Consider the following 15,482-nt stretch of genomic DNA (forward strand, 5'->3'; position numbering starts at 1 on the left):
CCTCTCTACCTTTATAATATATGAATAATAATAAATTATCTAAAGCTTCCATCACAGTTGAAGCATCTTTGGTCTTACCAATTTTCATATTTGCGATGTATGCCTTTATATTCTTTTTACAAGTGTTAAATGTACAAGAAGAGATACAACAAGGCCTTTTAAGGACTGCAAGATACTGTGAGAAAATCGGGTATGTATATGACTATGTTATGGATTATGAGGCTGAGGAAAAGAGTAAACAAACGGATCAAAACCAACAACATGAGAATGAGGATAGCAGTATAGATCCTAGAGAAATTGCAACTTATCTAATTACTAGTGGATTAATGCAGGCGAAGTTTGGAGAAGTAATAGATCAACATATAATTAATAAGTCCTGCGTTGTAGGTGGAATGCAAGGTTTGAACTTTTTACTTTCCTCTTATGATGTTGAAACCAATATTGCAGATATTATAGTACAGTATAAGGTGCATATTCCTATTGGTTTATCTATTATAGATGACTTTTATGTTATACAAAAATCAAAGGTGAGGGTATTTGTCGGATTAAGCAACACATATTCAGAGGAAGAGGATACGGATGAAGATTGTGTCTATATTGCGGAGACAGGGACTGTTTATCATGAAAGTAAAGACTGTACATACCTTAAGTTATCAATAACTAAAATTACAGGAAATAGATTAGATAATCAAAGAAATTCGTCTGGTGCTAAGTATTATGCATGTGAGATTTGCAAACCAGAACATAAGCAACAAGAGTATTATTATATAACAAAACAAGGAAATCGTTATCATAGTAACACAAATTGTAGTGGATTAAAGAGGACAATAAACGTGATCAAACGATCAGAAGTTGGTAATCGCAGGGCGTGCGCACGGTGTGGAAAACAATAGAAGGATTGCAAGTTTGAGTCTACGTTACAACCCAATTTGAGAGGTATAAAAAGAGCGAGGAAATGAGGTTAAAGTATGGAATGGATTATTAAGTTAGTAATTACTTGTATCTTAGGCCTATTAGCAGTTGTTGATTTTAAGAAAAAGCAAGTATCAAATGTTTTTTTACTCATAGTATCAGCCATAGTATTTGTTAACTATGTAATCTTTAGGCCAATTACTATAATTAACCTAATAGGGGGAGTCATAGTAGGAGTTGTCTTATTGGGTATTAGTTATGTCACTAGACAAAAAATAGGCGTTGGAGATGGATTATTAGTTATGATACTTGGTGCTTATCTAGGATTTGAAGTAATTGGTTTCTTACTCTTATATGCATTAACACTAAGTGCTATATGGTCAGGATTATTATTAATGATAAAAAAGGTAAATAAGCATTACACCATAGCTTTCATACCCTTCATCTTTGCTGGCTATGTAGGAGTGTTGATACATGGATAGAATACGGTATGCTATAAGGGGCATATGTAGGAATGTTCAGAGGGGAAGTATAACGGTAGAGATGTCTATGGTCTTTCCAATTGTTATGTTTGTTACTTTCTCTATTATATATGCAGGTATGTATCTGCATGATTACCTTGTTATACATCAGACTATGGACGAAATCGCACTTGAATGCAATATAGCTGTGAAGTATCCAATGGAATTTGATGGAGAGCATATCAGTTATGCTCATATTAATGATCGCGGGATATTCTTTTTTATAGATAGTGACTATTCTAATGAAAATAATATATATAGCAATCGTCTAATAGATACTTTGGCGGACCAATTGTTGATAACGAAGGTTACACAGCCTAAAGTTGATATAACTTGTACACAGATAACAGTTAGCATAGAGTGTAATGTAGTGATTCCTATAGCGCCAGTTCGTATATTGTTAGGTGAGGATAGGCTAAATTATAAGCAGACATCGAAAGCAGAGGTCTTTTATCCAACTGATTTCGTAAGGAAATTTACGGTCCTATCAAGTCTGGCGGAAGGAACAGAGATTGGTGACGAGAGTATTAGAAAATTAAGAGACATCATTAGAGGAGGCGAGTAATGGAGATTAAAGCGGAGTATAGGAGAGAGACATATCGTAATTATGTTATATTTGAGGAGCAAGAGGAGCAAGAGGAGCAAGAGGAGCAAGAGGAGCAAGAGGAGCAAGAGGAGCAAGAGGAGCGGAAGAAGCAAGATCATCGAGAAAACCAAGAGAATGAAGTGATGCAAGATGTTCTTACTACAAAGAACAAAAGAGAAGAGATTTATAAGATACCAATGCTTCTGAATAATAAGATACCCTATTTGTTACAAGTTCAGATAACTTATCTAAATGAAAGGGCAAGGCATGCCTATGATATAACTAGTAACCAAGCTATTTTTGATTGGATTGAAAGAAGAAAAATAAAAAACAAGGATTGTGAGCATCTATATAGTTCGGTGTTTGGTGTAATAGATGCTTGTTCGGAGTATTTATTAGACGAAAGGAATCTTGTACTTCTACCAGAGTATATCTATTATGATATAGGTAAGAATAATTATCGTTTTATATACTATATGTATTATCAGAGGGATATTCTTCAACAAATTAATGAAATATCGGAATACTTAATGGATCATATAGATTATGAGGATGAAAGAGCGGTTTTGTTAGTTTATGCCATGTATCATGAGAGTAAGAGAAAAGAGGCTTCAATTGATACGCTTATAGCAGTATTTCAGGAAAAAAAGAAATCAAATGAAAATAAAATTCTGGAGAAGAGTCAAAAGCTAGATGAGAGTCAGAAGTTAGATGAGAATCAAAAGGTAGATGAGGCTCAAAAGCTAGATAAGGATAAGCTAGCACATGAAATTCGAAGGTCAGAGGCCTGTGAAATGGTAGATGAGGATAAATGGGATAAAGAGAATAAAAAGAATATAAAGGAAGTTACGCAAGTAGAACAACTGAGTGATTATGAGAACACTAAAAAAGAAAAAATAGTTGAATTAACAAGGAAGCAACTAGTTAGGAGGCCAATTATGGAGAGTCGTCTTGAAAGTGAGAGATTAGTAAGTAAGTATCCTGTACTAAGCTATTCAGTTGTTTTCGTAACTTTGTTGGTTATGTTAATTGTTATTATGTATTCTATAGTTCAAGGACTAGAAGCTAAAAAATTAATTGCAGTTATATTAATAGTGGCTTCAATTACTGCGTACATTGGAAGTAAGATGTTTGATCCGAAGAAAAAGGTAGATAAGATGGTACCTGTTGTAGAATATATTAAGCAACCAGTGGTGAATGCACTCAGGCAACCAGTGATAAATACTCCCAATCAACCAGAAGACAGAATAAATATGGATAATAATAATGAATTTTATATAAAAGAGAAAACACAGGAAGTGATGGAAGATGATTTAAGTGAATGTACGCAATTACTTTCCATTGTAGCGGAGTATAGTGATACAGATGATACTTTAGAAAATGATAATTCCTCTAATAGTACAAATTTAGAAATACAATACGTTTTACTACCGGAAGGTGATAAATATAAACAACTTAAGCTAAAAGAATTTCCATTCTATATTGGTAAAATTACGGATGGTATGGATGCTGTTATTACGGAGTCAACGATTAGCCGTGTACATGCAAAGATCACACAGGAAGATGAGAACTTGTATATTACAGATATGGGGTCGACTAATGGCACATTCGTTAACGAAGAAAATATACAACCTCATTCAAAGGTACGTATAAAGCCTGGAGATATATTACGATTTGCAAATATAACATATAGTCTTGTTCTTAATGAATAAAAATTGAATCAATAGTTACCGTATACTCTAAGCTTGAACCGAAGAAATTATCAGCAGTCGGATACCGTGAGTTCTATCCAATCGCTGACAACGACACCGAATCTGGGAAGACAAAAAACAGGCGAGTTGACTTTTTTATTGAAGCAGTAGATAATTAGAATGAAGAGATCATGGTTTAATTATTAATAAGAGAAAAGGGGAGTTATATGAAAAAACTTATTGTAAAGAGCATGGTGGCTATTTTATTCTGTTTCATAGTCATGAGTCAGAGCATATTCGTATCAGCCAAGAACACAAAAGCAGAGTACACCATGAAGGAGAGGAAGATAGAATATACAGATGATGATGGAAAAGTAAGAGGAGTTATATCTTATCAATATCCGGAGTTTAAGGGAACATCTAAATCAATCAAGACAATTAATAGCAAGTTAAGAAAAGAATGTACTATATACTTTCAAAGTGAAAGTGCGAAAAATTTCGATGAATATGTACAAATTGCAATCGCAGATAATAATTTTTATGATAAAGAGGAGCAGTATTTTTTCCAAACTTCTAGTACACTTACATATAACAAAAACGATATAGTCAGTATCTCTATGAATGAAAAGTGGTATGCAGGTGGTGTTTATAATCAGGCAAACTATGGATTCAATTATAATCTGAAGACAGGTAAAAAACTAGGGATTAATGATGTGATAGTGGGGAATGCCAAGGAAAAGATATTGAATGCTGCAAAGAAATACTGCGAAACTGATACAAACGCCTATAATATCATTAAGAATACAAAAGTAGAAGATTATAAATTCTATTTTAGTAAAGGGCAAGTATATATTTGCTATGATAGTTATGAGTTAGGGCGCGGGGCAGGCTGGGATATATTCTCTGTTACGGGAAAATATAAATAGCCTACTAATGTTGTTGGAAGGATATATTATGATCTATAGCTAAGATCAAGAAATAATATAGCTAAGGAATATAATAGAAGTAGAGATAGAGGAAAAGTCAAGGATAGTATATCTAATAAATATTTGGATATGATATCCTTGACTTTTGCCATATCTATTCCTCAATTACCCTAATCAAATGATTTCCAATACAGAAATTAATATCTAAGACACGTTCTTTATGAAGCTTATCAAAGTAGATAATTAACTTTCCATCGGTGTTCTTAACGATGGTTCCCTTTCCGTAGGATTTGTGTTCAATACGTGCTTGTTCTTTTAAATCTGCACAATCAATTAATAACTCACCGACAAAGCGTGAAACAGAGAGCTCTTTGTTATAGCGTTCTTTAACCGAGTAGATGTGAAGATACTGTTTGGCACGGGTCATAGCGACATAAAACATACGTCGTTCTTCTTCTATGTCAGCATCGGATAGGGCTTTGTTATGCGGGGTGATACCCTCATTCGCATCAATTATGAATACAATAGTATATTCTAGCCCCTTGGAACTATGCATGGTAGATAAGGAAACACTATTATAATTTACTTGCTTACGATCACGAAGTTGTTCTTGTAGTTCCACCGTGTAAGAGGTTATATGCTCAAACCATTCTTCATAAGTCGTGAACGGTTTTGCTGACTCTTGAAGTTCATCAAGGATATCAAGAAGCTCCTCTACTTTAATTCTACGAAATGTTGCATATTCCGAAAGGTACTCTTCATAGCCAATACCTTTACGAATATAATGAATCGCTGCATGAGGACTCATCTTTTGTAACATTGTTAGATCATACTCGAATTTAAGGATACGATCTAACATCCATTCCTTATCACTGAATTTACCCTTCAGATCTTCAAAGTCAACAGTAGGAGAATCGAAGATATCTCTAGCTAAGTAACGTTTTGGTCTATTGGCTACTTGTAAGAATAGATTTCGGTCCCTACTACCTAAGGCGATTTTGATATATGCAAGTAGATTCTTTGCAATCCAGTGTTCATAGATATTCGGTAAGGCATCTTTCATTCGAAAGGGAATATTAAATTCCATTAGTTTATTGACAAGCGCGCGAGGTCCAGTACTTGTACGAAACAAGACAGCCATCTCATTATAAGGAATTCCTTGGTCGTGATAGTGGCGTATTGCTGTTATTACCTCGGTATTCTCTTCTTGAAGTTCTTTGAAGGTTTTGATCATAGGTTCTGGCCCTACGCTTCGGTTTGCCTCAATATCTTTTTCAAATCTACTTTTATTATTCTTAATAACACGGCCAGCATATTTTACTATATTCTCTGATGAACGGTAATTTATATTCAGAAGTACCCTCTTTGCATCTGGATAATCCTTTTGGAAGTTTAGCATTATTTCAGGCTTTGCACCTCGAAAACGATAGATAGACTGGTCATCATCACCTACGATAAACAGGTTGTTCTCTGGTAGACTAAGGAGTTTTACAATCTCATATTGAACACGGTTAATATCTTGAAACTCATCAATTAAGATATACTGAAACTTCTTTTGCCATAAGGAAAGAATGTCAGGACGCTCTTTTAAGAGCTCGTAGCAGAATACTAACATATCATCAAAATCAATTAAATTCTCCTTGCGTAGTTTGTTCTCGTAAGCGGTATAGATTTCTTTGAAGATATCTTCAGAACAGTTAATTGAATAATAATGGTCTAGAGAGAGCATGTCACCTTTAACCAGACTGATTTCATTGGATATACTTGCGATAAATTCTTTCTCATCATCTATTTCAATATTCAGATGTGCAATAATAGATCGGAAAAAGGTAAGACGAGCTTCCTCGGAGATGATATTAGCAGATGAATAGTTATAGGCATATTTTAATATAGTAAAGAAGATGGAATGAAAGGTACCGAAACTAACAGGAGCATGGGATTGATTCATTATACGCAAAAAGCGTTGTTTCATCTCAGTAGCAGCAGCCTTTGTGAAGGTGATAACAAGAATATTAAGAGGGTTAATACCGCATTCTTCAATTAGATATTTGGTTCGATGAGTAATAACGGCTGTTTTACCGGAACCAGGTCCAGCAAGTACAAGCATAGGACCATTTTTATGTTGAATAGCTTTTAACTGAGAAGTATTAAACTTCATACGTAATATAAGTCCTTTCTAATTCATTAATAACGGATTAGCAAAACAATGGATAAGTAAAATAACTGCCACATAGGAGGAATGGAAGGTGCCTCCCATTCGTACCATGTGACAGGTGTTAGATTATTGTAATGCAGCAGTAAGTTTTTCAATACCGATACGGATACGTCTTAAAGATTCTTCTTTACCAAGGATTTGCATAATTTCATATGCTCCTCCAGGAGTTGATTGCTTACCAGAGACAGCAGTTCGAATAGGCCATAAACCTTGTCCATTTTTAATACCTTTGCTTTGGATGTAATTCATAATTACCGATTCAAGAGAAGCTACGGAATAATCATCAAGTGTTTCTAACGATGGTAAGATTTCTTCAAGAACTTCTTTTGAGTTCTCGGAATTCGTTTTCATCTTCTTATGTGAATACATAGCGATATCATAATCAGGAAAATCTTCTAAGAAATCAATATGATCTTTGATATCTAGGAAGGTTTCGATTCTTGTTTTAACCAATTCCGCAATATATCTAAGGTCAAGATCCTTCTTAATCACTTCTTTGATATATGGAAGTGCTAATTCATAATAAGCATCAAAGTCCATTTTCTTAATATATTCACCATTCATCCATTTTAATTTATTAATGTCGAACACAGCTGGTGATTTGTTGATGTGATGATAATCGAATTCTTTCACAAGTTCATCTAAGGAGAAGATTTCCTCGTTAGAGGAAGGACTCCAGCCAAGTAATGCAACGTAGTTTACAATTGCTTCTGTTACGAAACCTTGTTCAATTAAATCTTCGAAGGAAGAGTGACCGCTACGTTTACTTAATTTCTTGTGTTCTTCATTCGTAATAATTGGACAGTGAATATATACAGGAATCTCCCAGCCAAATGCTTCATATAAACGGTTGTACTTTGGTGTAGAAGATAAATATTCATTACCACGTACAACGTGAGTGATGTTCATTAAATGATCATCTACAACGTTAGCGAAGTTATATGTTGGATATCCGTCCGATTTAATTAAGATCATATCATCAAGTTCTGAATTATCAACTGTAATTTCTCCAAAGATAACATCATTGAATGATGTAGTACCTTCTGTTGGATTGTTTTGACGGATAACATAAGGCATACCAGCTGCTAAGTTAGCTGCTATTTCCTCTTTTGATAGGCTAAGACAATGTTTGTCATAGTGAACGATCTCTTTACTAGCATCATCTGAAACTATACTCTTAAGGCTTTCAAGACGTTCTTTTGTACAGAAACAATAATAAGCCTCACCTTTTTCTACTAATTGTTTCGCGTATTCAAGGTAAAGACCTTGTGCTTGACGTTCACTTTGAACGTATGGTCCACATCCACCATCTTTATCAGGACCTTCATCATGGATTAAACCTGTCTTTTGAAGTGTTCTATAGATAATATCTAGAGCACCTTCAACAAAACGTTCTTGGTCTGTATCTTCAATTCTAAGAAGGAAATCTCCATCTTCATGTTTTGTAATCAAATACGCATATAATGCTGTTCTTAAATTACCGACATGCATTCTACCAGTGGGGCTTGGTGCAAATCGAGTTCTTACTTTGCTCATAGTTTCACTCCTAATTTAATGTATTGTAACCCTCGGGTTACCTGTGTTTGACATTCTTACAATAGCCTTATTATACTCTAGTACAGGTATAATTTACAAGGGTTGTCTTCTATAATTTATGGTGTTTGCAGTGAAAAATTGAAATATTCAGTCAAATGGATACCTGTTAAAGGGTTAGTAGTGTTGTAGCAAGGTAAACACTTGCTAATAACGATATTACTGCAATGATCAATGCGGCTTTAGCAAAATTCTTATGTGTTTGGCTGTGCTTATTACCGAAAACCCATGTTAGCAAAACTACTACGTAGATTAGCCAACCAAAACCCGGAATAATCTGCAATAACATTACGCTTAGAAAAGTTTTGAATGAAATCTCACTAGATTCTACAGCATTTGTTTGAGTAGGCGCGGCAGGCGTAGGATTAATAGGTTCACGATATTCGGCTCCTTTATTTTCTCTTAATGACTCACCACAGTTTTCACAGAAATTAGCATGTTCGTTCTCGATATGGCGTCCACAAATCTTACAATTCATAATTTAGCTCCTTATCTTTACGATAGTATTGTTACTTTTTATTATTTTGTGACTAATATCTAATAATTATAGCATATTAAAAAAGAAAGTGAAACATGTTACGATTGTTTAATATGTTAATTAATAAGAAGATGAATGAATACAAGGGATATACTTGCAAACAATATAGTAGAAGATTATAATAAATTCTATTATGATAAAAGCGGGGTGGCGACATAGGTGGAAGATAAAAAAATACAAGATAAATCGTTTGATTCAGTTAAGCCAGAAGGAACGACTATTGAGAGATTACAGGAACAAAACTTGCAAATACAAGATGTAAGATGGTCATATGAGGATATGAATATATTGTCATCAGGCATTGACAAACTTATTGATTTGCAAAGTCATCTTAATGATTTGAAGGTATATAAAGATAATGTCAAGCAGTTAGAGGCCGAAGATGAGGATCTCGATAGAATAATTATAGCAAAAGAAAGAACCATTGACGATGAAATTGATGGTGTAATTAAGAAACGCAAAACAGAGGTAAGTGCCACTTTCGATTCACAACTTGAGAATACGAAAGCAGAAATAAAAAAAGTAAAGGCCAAACGAGAAAAGAAAAAGAGTAAGAAGGTTTCAGAGAGAATTAAAGAAGAGACAGCTGATTTAAGAAGTGCGAACGAGACGCTACAAGAAGACATTAAACATACAATGAAGAACGATGGAGTACCTAAAATATTTAACACAAGATTATTTCATGCCTTATATTATCCAAAAGGATTTGCAGATATCGGAATTGATATGGTTTGTATTGTGTTACTATTTTTGTTATTGCCCAATATTATATTCCGTTATGTTGTTAAGACGGACGAGCCAATTGTTATGGGACTGATTTATTTTGGTGTCATCCTTGTATTCGGGGCCATATATCTTGCAATTAACGCAAAACTTAAGAATCGGTACCATGAAACATTTAAGAAGGTAAAAGAGATTCGTGCGAAGATATTAATAAACAACAAGGACATTAAAAGAATTAAGAAATCTATTCAAAAAGATAAAGATGAGAGCAATTATGGACTTGAAAAATACAATAAAGAGATAAAAGAGTTAGAAGATACCATGGACTTAATAACAAGTAAGAAGAAAGAGGCAATTATTGAATTCGAAAGTACGCAAAAAACAGTAATAGCGAATGAAATTCGTGAGAAAAACAAGCCTGAATTATTAAATCTTCAACAAAAGCATGATGAAGTGCATGAGCTAAGCAAAGAGTATTCCCAAAAAGTAAAAGAATTAGAGATGCAGTTAGCAGCCACGTATGAGGCATATCTAGGCAAGGAATTTATGAATTTAGAAAAACTTGAGAAACTGATTAAAATCATGGAAGCGAGAGAAGGAATGGTGATCTCGGAAGCCATGAAGTTATATAAAGCTCAGATGTTAAATGGATAGTAAACCAAACTGAGTTAAAGAACTCAGTTTGATTGTTACCAATTGGGCCTCCATACGTCTAGTTAGCACGAAAAGGAAGGCAGAACCGAATACCTAAGCAGATGCAATCTGCTAATTTCATAACGATGTTTAGACGTGTTGTTTGAAGTAACATATTATCTAATAACCCCGAGAAGTTAACAATACCGGTGATGAACAAATCACCAACAGCAGGAAGGTCTTTTGAAACACCAGCACCAGGTTTCAAAGGGCCTTCTCCTAGTGTAATGAAACCTACATGATTGCTGTTACCTAAAGAGGCATCAATAGCTATTATGATAGAATCTTTGTGTATCTCTTTAATCTTTGTAATGGTTTCTCGTAAGTTCTTCGCATGAACAGGTTCATCAAGAGTTCCGTAGATCATATAGTTTCTATATTTGAGTTCTGATAATTTGTATCCAATAATTGGACCAAGAGAATCACCAGTTGCACGGTCAGAACCAATACATAGGAAAACAATTTCTTCGCTTGTTTTATCTAAAGATTGAATTAATTCACCAAGTGTTTGGCTAAACTGATAGGCACAATATCCATCAGCTGAATTAAAGTAATATACTTTTCTTTTATTTCTTTGTTGTGTCAACAATAAAATTTCACCACCATATACGATTTATTAATATAATGCAAGTATTACCAGTTGACAGAAAAACTAGACAAACTAGACGAACTTTTGAACGCAAAAAACTACAAAAAATTTTCCTTCCATACGTTATCCTGCATGGATTTGGTAGTAAAGTCATGAAAATAAATACTATTTGTAATTACATAGAAAAAAGTTGTGGAGTAGTCATTTAGTATTTTGACAAAAATATCTCGAATACTATGCTAAGATACCGTAAAACAACAATAACTTTTCAATTAACAGTAGAATATAGATAACTGATTACAAAACAAGAATAGTATGAATTCATGTTGATTTGTATACATGGACAAGCAATCAGATTGATTAGTTATGGATCAGGAAAGGAAGTTCGGTATGATACAGAGCATATATAGTAATGAGGAAATGGACTCAAAAGAAAGAAAAGAAAGTTCGGCGTTCAAGATGCCCAAAAACATTCGTCAAATAGGACAAGTTGATTTATCGAAGAAAATATATGCGGAAGATTATGTTATGACTTATATTAAGCAATTAGCTGAGAAAACAACGGTCGGTGAGCGAAAAGCAGTATTACTTGGCCAATACATAAAATCAGAAGGAAGTAGACATATATTTATTAATGGAGCGGTTGAAATCATAGAAACAGTCGATGAAAAAGAGACTATGTTTTCCAATGAAGTTTGGTCAGAGATTTATGATTGTATTAAAAAATACTATACAAACGTTGAGATTGTTGGCTGGTACATAACCAAAAAAGATGTGCCTTTTGATGTGGACGAGCATATAACTAAGATGCATCTAGATAACTTTGCCGGACAGGACAAGACACTTCTCGTATATGATGCACTAGAGAAGGAAGAGGCATTCTATTTCTATGATAAAGGTAAGCTAAAAAAGCAAAGTGGCTATTATATCTACTATGACCGAAATGAAGAGATGCAAAACTATATGGTAGAGAATAAAGAGAATGTTAGCACAGATGAAGGGTATATGGATGTTGCTACACAGAAAATAAGAAAGATTTTCGAAGCAAAGAATGAAGCAAATAAGCAAAAAAGCATGATGCCGTTAGTCTACACGGCAAGTTCTTTGCTTGCTGTTGTTGTGCTTGTAATTGGTGCGACTATGGTAAGTAATTATGATAAGATGAAGGATACGGGAGATTCCATAGCTGTATTATCAGATGCAGTTTCGAACACAGGAGAAAAAGAAGCATCCACAGAGGTAACCCAGGTGGAAACCGTTCCTTCTACGATAGAGGGAGATAGTAAAGAAACAAATACGGATACACAGAATTCGAGTATAGATAATGCAGACGTACAAGCTATGATTGAAGAAAACGAAGCGGCTAAGGAAGGAAGTACATCGAAAGATGATACTACAACGAAAGAGGATGAGACAAAGGATGATGATAAAACCAATGAAGATACGGAAACTAATGATGATAAGAATGAATCGAAGAAAGATAGTGATGACGCTACAACAAAAGATTCTTCAAAGAAAGGGAATTCATCTAAGGAGACAGAGAATTCAAGCAAGCAAACAATGGCAAGCAATACTAAGTATACTGTGAAAAAAGGTGATACTTTAGTTTCTATTAGTACAACAGTGTATGGAACCATTAAGGGTGTCGATTTGATAAAAGAATTTAATAACATTGAGAATCAAGATTTGATTTATGAAGGGCAAGAAATTGTTATACCAGAATACAAATAATTATAGAGGAGCTGTTGTGAATTGGTAATAGAACATTTGCAACAACTCCTTGTATTTTATATGGGATATCCTTATATTGCTTATAGAATTAAAATAAGGTATAATACATGGATAGTGTTGAATTACAAGTTTACTTGTAATTCACTATGGAATGAAAAGTCAAATTAACGTTGAAATTTAAGAAAGGAGCCATGCTATGCCGTTCTTTCAACATATGTGTGTAGGCAATATCGTAGGTTAGTTTTAGATATGCATGGGTATTAGAGTGAAGAAAAAAGATATAGAAGACGTCTCCCTTTTTGATAATAAAATGAAGCGTCATAAACAACGACGAGCAATTATTATCACTCTTGCAAGTATCGCATTATTGGCGGTTTGTTTTTATTTTGTCAATAGATTTCTTACAAAAAGCTACAATGGCTATGAGATATTGAATTCAAAAGCAAGAGAAGATAATAATACAGTACAGTATATAAGCTATGATCATAAACTTATCAAATACAGTCGCGATGGTATATCTGCATTATCCGCTGATGGAAAAGTGTTGTGGAATGCGTCCTATGATGTTAAAAACCCAAAAGCAGTTGTTTGTGAGGGATATGTTGCGGTGGCAGACATTGGTGGTAAACAAGCCTATACGTTTAATAGCAAGGGTACTACATATGAATTAACAACTACATTGCCAATTATTGATGTAGGTATCTCGCGTCAGGGAGTGCTTTGTGTTACCGTTGAAGGAGAAGATTATAATCAGATCTTGCTGTATGATTCTGCTACTGGTAGTGAATTGGTTGCGAAGCAAACCTCTATTCAAGATAATGGATATCCGGTTGATTCAGCAATATCGAATGACGCTAAGAAGCTAGTATGTTCCTATGTTAGAATTAAAAATGGTGTATTAGAATCAGATGTAGGATTCTACAACTTTAATGAAGTTGGTGATAATTATGAGGATAAATTAGTAGGAATTATTCCGGACCAACAAACTGTTGTACATGACGTTGTGTTCTTAGATACTAATACGATTTTATTATGCTCAGATAAAGGATTTTCCTTATATGAGATGCTTGAGAAGCCAAGTGAAATTATTACAAAGACATTTGATGGTGAGATTGATAGTTTGTTTTATACGGACAAATATTTTGGGTTTATTAGTAAAGATAGTGCGAATGAGGGATCTAAGAAACTATTATTATACAACTTAAAGGGTAAAAAAATTCTTACGAAAGATATCACATTTGATTATGAATCCGTTCAAATGTCAGGTGAAGATATAATATTCAATACTGAGGCAGAGATACAAATCATAGATACAAATGGTAATTTGAAATTTAAATATACACTTGAAACACCAATAATAAGTATTATGCCAAGTAATGATAAGGATGAGTATATATTGATAGATGATCAGAACATTGTTCATATTAAATTAGTGGAGGATAAGAAATAGTGAATTGGTTAGTGATTGCAGTGGCAGCCGTCCTAATAGCATTTGCTTTAAAGGGAAGAAAAGTCGGTTTTATTAAAACAATATTTTCAATATTCTCAATTATTATTGCAATTGTTGTATCGTCTGCATTAAGCCCATATGTAAGTAAGGCATTACGGACAAATGAAAAATTCTATAATTATATCAATGAGCGTGTAGAGGACGTTATTAATCTAAAGGTAGAAGATAAGGATACGGCAACAGTCTCGGAACAGGCAGATGCTATTAATAAATTGTCATTACCTGAATCCATTAAGAAGAATTTACTAGAGAACAAAAACAATTCTGAAGTATATAAGGCTTTACATGTAGATACTTTCAAAGAGTATGTGAATGGATATATAACAACAATAGTAATTAATGCAATCGCATTCATTATTACTTACCTAATTGTAACGATCTTATTATTTGTTCTATGTATTGCATTGAATATAATTAGCAAACTCCCAATTATTAATGGACTTAATAAGACTGCAGGATTATTAGTGGGATTGTTTGAAGGATTATTAGTAATCTGGATGCTGTGTATTGTATTAACAGCTTTCAGTAGTACAGAGTCAGCTCAAAAATTATTTGAATTGATTAAAGAAAGTCAATTTTTAAGTTGTCTTTATGATAATAATTTATTAATGCGTTTGATTACGAATATGGCTAAGGTTTTATTTTAATATTGAATGTATATTTTACAAAAATTAAATAGATAGTAAAAGAGGTGATTTTAAAATTAAATTTTGAAATTGCCTCTTTTATATATATCAACACCACTATTATCGTTTAAATATATCGAATTATTAGAATTATTTAAAAAATGAAAAAAATATCAAAAAAGTTGTTGACATAGTCTTTGACTAGTGATATAATCAATTTTGCTGACACGCCAAAACGCTTGTACAGCAAGATAACATTAGAAAACAAATTTCAATTCATAAAATTTGTTAAAGATGTTACACAATGAACATTGAAAATTAAACAGTGAAACAACCCTGAAAATTCTAAACGTGTTCACAAGTTTTACTTGATAGAATGCGAAAAAAGATTTTCAAAAAATAAACGAACCGTATCATTGTGATTAGTTAGCAATAACAAATCAAATTTGATACACCAAGCGAACTTATTCGCTTTTATAAATTTATGTCGAAAGACATACGGAAACTAAAAGCCAGTTTTAGGTTAGTAAGTTCTGAACAAAGAGATCAAAATTTTAATTTGAGAGTTTGATCCTGGCTCAGGATGAACGCTGGCGGCGTGCTTAACACATGCAAGTCGAACGAAGCA

At 33.6% G+C, this 15,482-nt stretch carries 13 protein-coding genes and 1 rRNA gene; 10 read left to right on the plus strand and 4 right to left on the minus strand.

What is annotated here, in order from left to right:
* The first annotated feature begins 20 nt into the window (after window positions 1–20).
* The 5 genes from BUB90_RS18615 to BUB90_RS18635 all read left to right on the plus strand — a co-directional run bounded on the left by BUB90_RS18615 (window position 21) and on the right by BUB90_RS18635 (window position 4,636).
* Window positions 21–893, plus strand: a complete 873-nt coding sequence (locus BUB90_RS18615; protein WP_073290192.1) for a TadE family protein — start codon at window positions 21–23, stop codon at window positions 891–893.
* 75 nt (window positions 894–968) lie between these two features.
* A complete protein-coding gene (locus BUB90_RS18620; protein WP_073290194.1) occupies window positions 969–1,394 on the plus strand; it encodes a prepilin peptidase in 426 nt (141 codons plus the stop codon).
* On the plus strand, window positions 1,387–1,998 hold the full coding sequence (locus tag BUB90_RS18625) for a TadE/TadG family type IV pilus assembly protein (RefSeq protein WP_073290196.1): 612 nt from the start codon (window positions 1,387–1,389) through the stop codon (window positions 1,996–1,998). The genes BUB90_RS18620 and BUB90_RS18625 overlap by 8 nt, the downstream gene beginning before the upstream one ends.
* Window positions 1,998–3,731 (plus strand): DUF6382 domain-containing protein, encoded by a 1,734-nt coding sequence (locus tag BUB90_RS18630; protein WP_170865532.1) that lies wholly within the window; start codon window positions 1,998–2,000, stop codon window positions 3,729–3,731. Before BUB90_RS18625 ends, BUB90_RS18630 begins: the two co-directional genes overlap by 1 nt.
* 206 nt (window positions 3,732–3,937) lie before the next feature.
* Window positions 3,938–4,636 (plus strand): PdaC/SigV domain-containing protein, encoded by a 699-nt coding sequence (locus BUB90_RS18635; protein WP_073290200.1) that lies wholly within the window; start codon window positions 3,938–3,940, stop codon window positions 4,634–4,636.
* A 154-nt stretch (window positions 4,637–4,790) separates the two neighbouring features.
* On the opposite strand, the gene BUB90_RS18640 is transcribed toward BUB90_RS18635, so the two are convergent.
* The 3 genes from BUB90_RS18640 to BUB90_RS18650 all read right to left on the minus strand — a co-directional run bounded on the left by BUB90_RS18640 (window position 4,791) and on the right by BUB90_RS18650 (window position 8,922).
* The gene (locus BUB90_RS18640) at window positions 4,791–6,794 is read right to left on the minus strand and encodes an ATP-dependent helicase (RefSeq protein WP_073290203.1); all 2,004 of its coding nucleotides are present in this window, start codon (window positions 6,792–6,794) and stop codon (window positions 4,791–4,793) included.
* A gap of 123 nt (window positions 6,795–6,917) precedes the next feature.
* Complete coding sequence (gene gltX, locus BUB90_RS18645) at window positions 6,918–8,387, minus strand: glutamate--tRNA ligase (protein WP_073290205.1); 1,470 nt, start codon at window positions 8,385–8,387, stop codon at window positions 6,918–6,920.
* 166 nt (window positions 8,388–8,553) lie between these two features.
* On the minus strand, window positions 8,554–8,922 hold the full coding sequence (locus tag BUB90_RS18650; RefSeq protein WP_073290207.1) for a zinc ribbon domain-containing protein: 369 nt from the start codon (window positions 8,920–8,922) through the stop codon (window positions 8,554–8,556).
* A 219-nt stretch (window positions 8,923–9,141) separates the two neighbouring features.
* On the opposite strand from BUB90_RS18650, the gene BUB90_RS18655 reads away from it, so the two are divergent.
* Window positions 9,142–10,359 carry an AAA family ATPase gene (locus BUB90_RS18655; RefSeq protein WP_073290209.1) on the plus strand — a complete coding sequence of 406 codons (1,218 nt, stop codon included), beginning with the start codon at window positions 9,142–9,144 and terminating at the stop codon, window positions 10,357–10,359.
* Window positions 10,360–10,417: 58 nt separating this feature from the next.
* On the opposite strand, the gene yyaC is transcribed toward BUB90_RS18655, so the two are convergent.
* Window positions 10,418–10,987: a spore protease YyaC gene (gene yyaC, locus BUB90_RS18660; protein ID WP_242952574.1), complete on the minus strand. Its 570-nt coding sequence runs from the start codon at window positions 10,985–10,987 to the stop codon at window positions 10,418–10,420.
* 390 nt (window positions 10,988–11,377) lie between these two features.
* On the opposite strand from yyaC, the gene BUB90_RS18665 reads away from it, so the two are divergent.
* From BUB90_RS18665 to BUB90_RS18680, 4 genes are all read left to right on the plus strand, one after another.
* A complete protein-coding gene (locus BUB90_RS18665) occupies window positions 11,378–12,718 on the plus strand; it encodes a LysM peptidoglycan-binding domain-containing protein (RefSeq protein WP_073290214.1) in 1,341 nt (446 codons plus the stop codon).
* A 265-nt stretch (window positions 12,719–12,983) separates the two neighbouring features.
* Window positions 12,984–14,168, plus strand: coding sequence for a DUF5711 family protein (locus BUB90_RS18670; protein ID WP_139241808.1), 1,185 nt, complete (start codon window positions 12,984–12,986; stop codon window positions 14,166–14,168).
* The gene (locus BUB90_RS18675) at window positions 14,168–14,875 is read left to right on the plus strand and encodes a CvpA family protein (RefSeq protein WP_139241809.1); all 708 of its coding nucleotides are present in this window, start codon (window positions 14,168–14,170) and stop codon (window positions 14,873–14,875) included. The genes BUB90_RS18670 and BUB90_RS18675 overlap by 1 nt, the downstream gene beginning before the upstream one ends.
* Window positions 14,876–15,409: 534 nt before the next feature.
* Window positions 15,410–15,482: ribosomal RNA gene (locus BUB90_RS18680) — 16S ribosomal RNA — on the plus strand; the annotation flags it as partial.

Origin of the sequence: Anaerosporobacter mobilis DSM 15930, assembly GCF_900142955.1 — a bacterium.
GTDB classification, from domain to species: domain Bacteria; phylum Bacillota; class Clostridia; order Lachnospirales; family Lachnospiraceae; genus Anaerosporobacter; species Anaerosporobacter mobilis.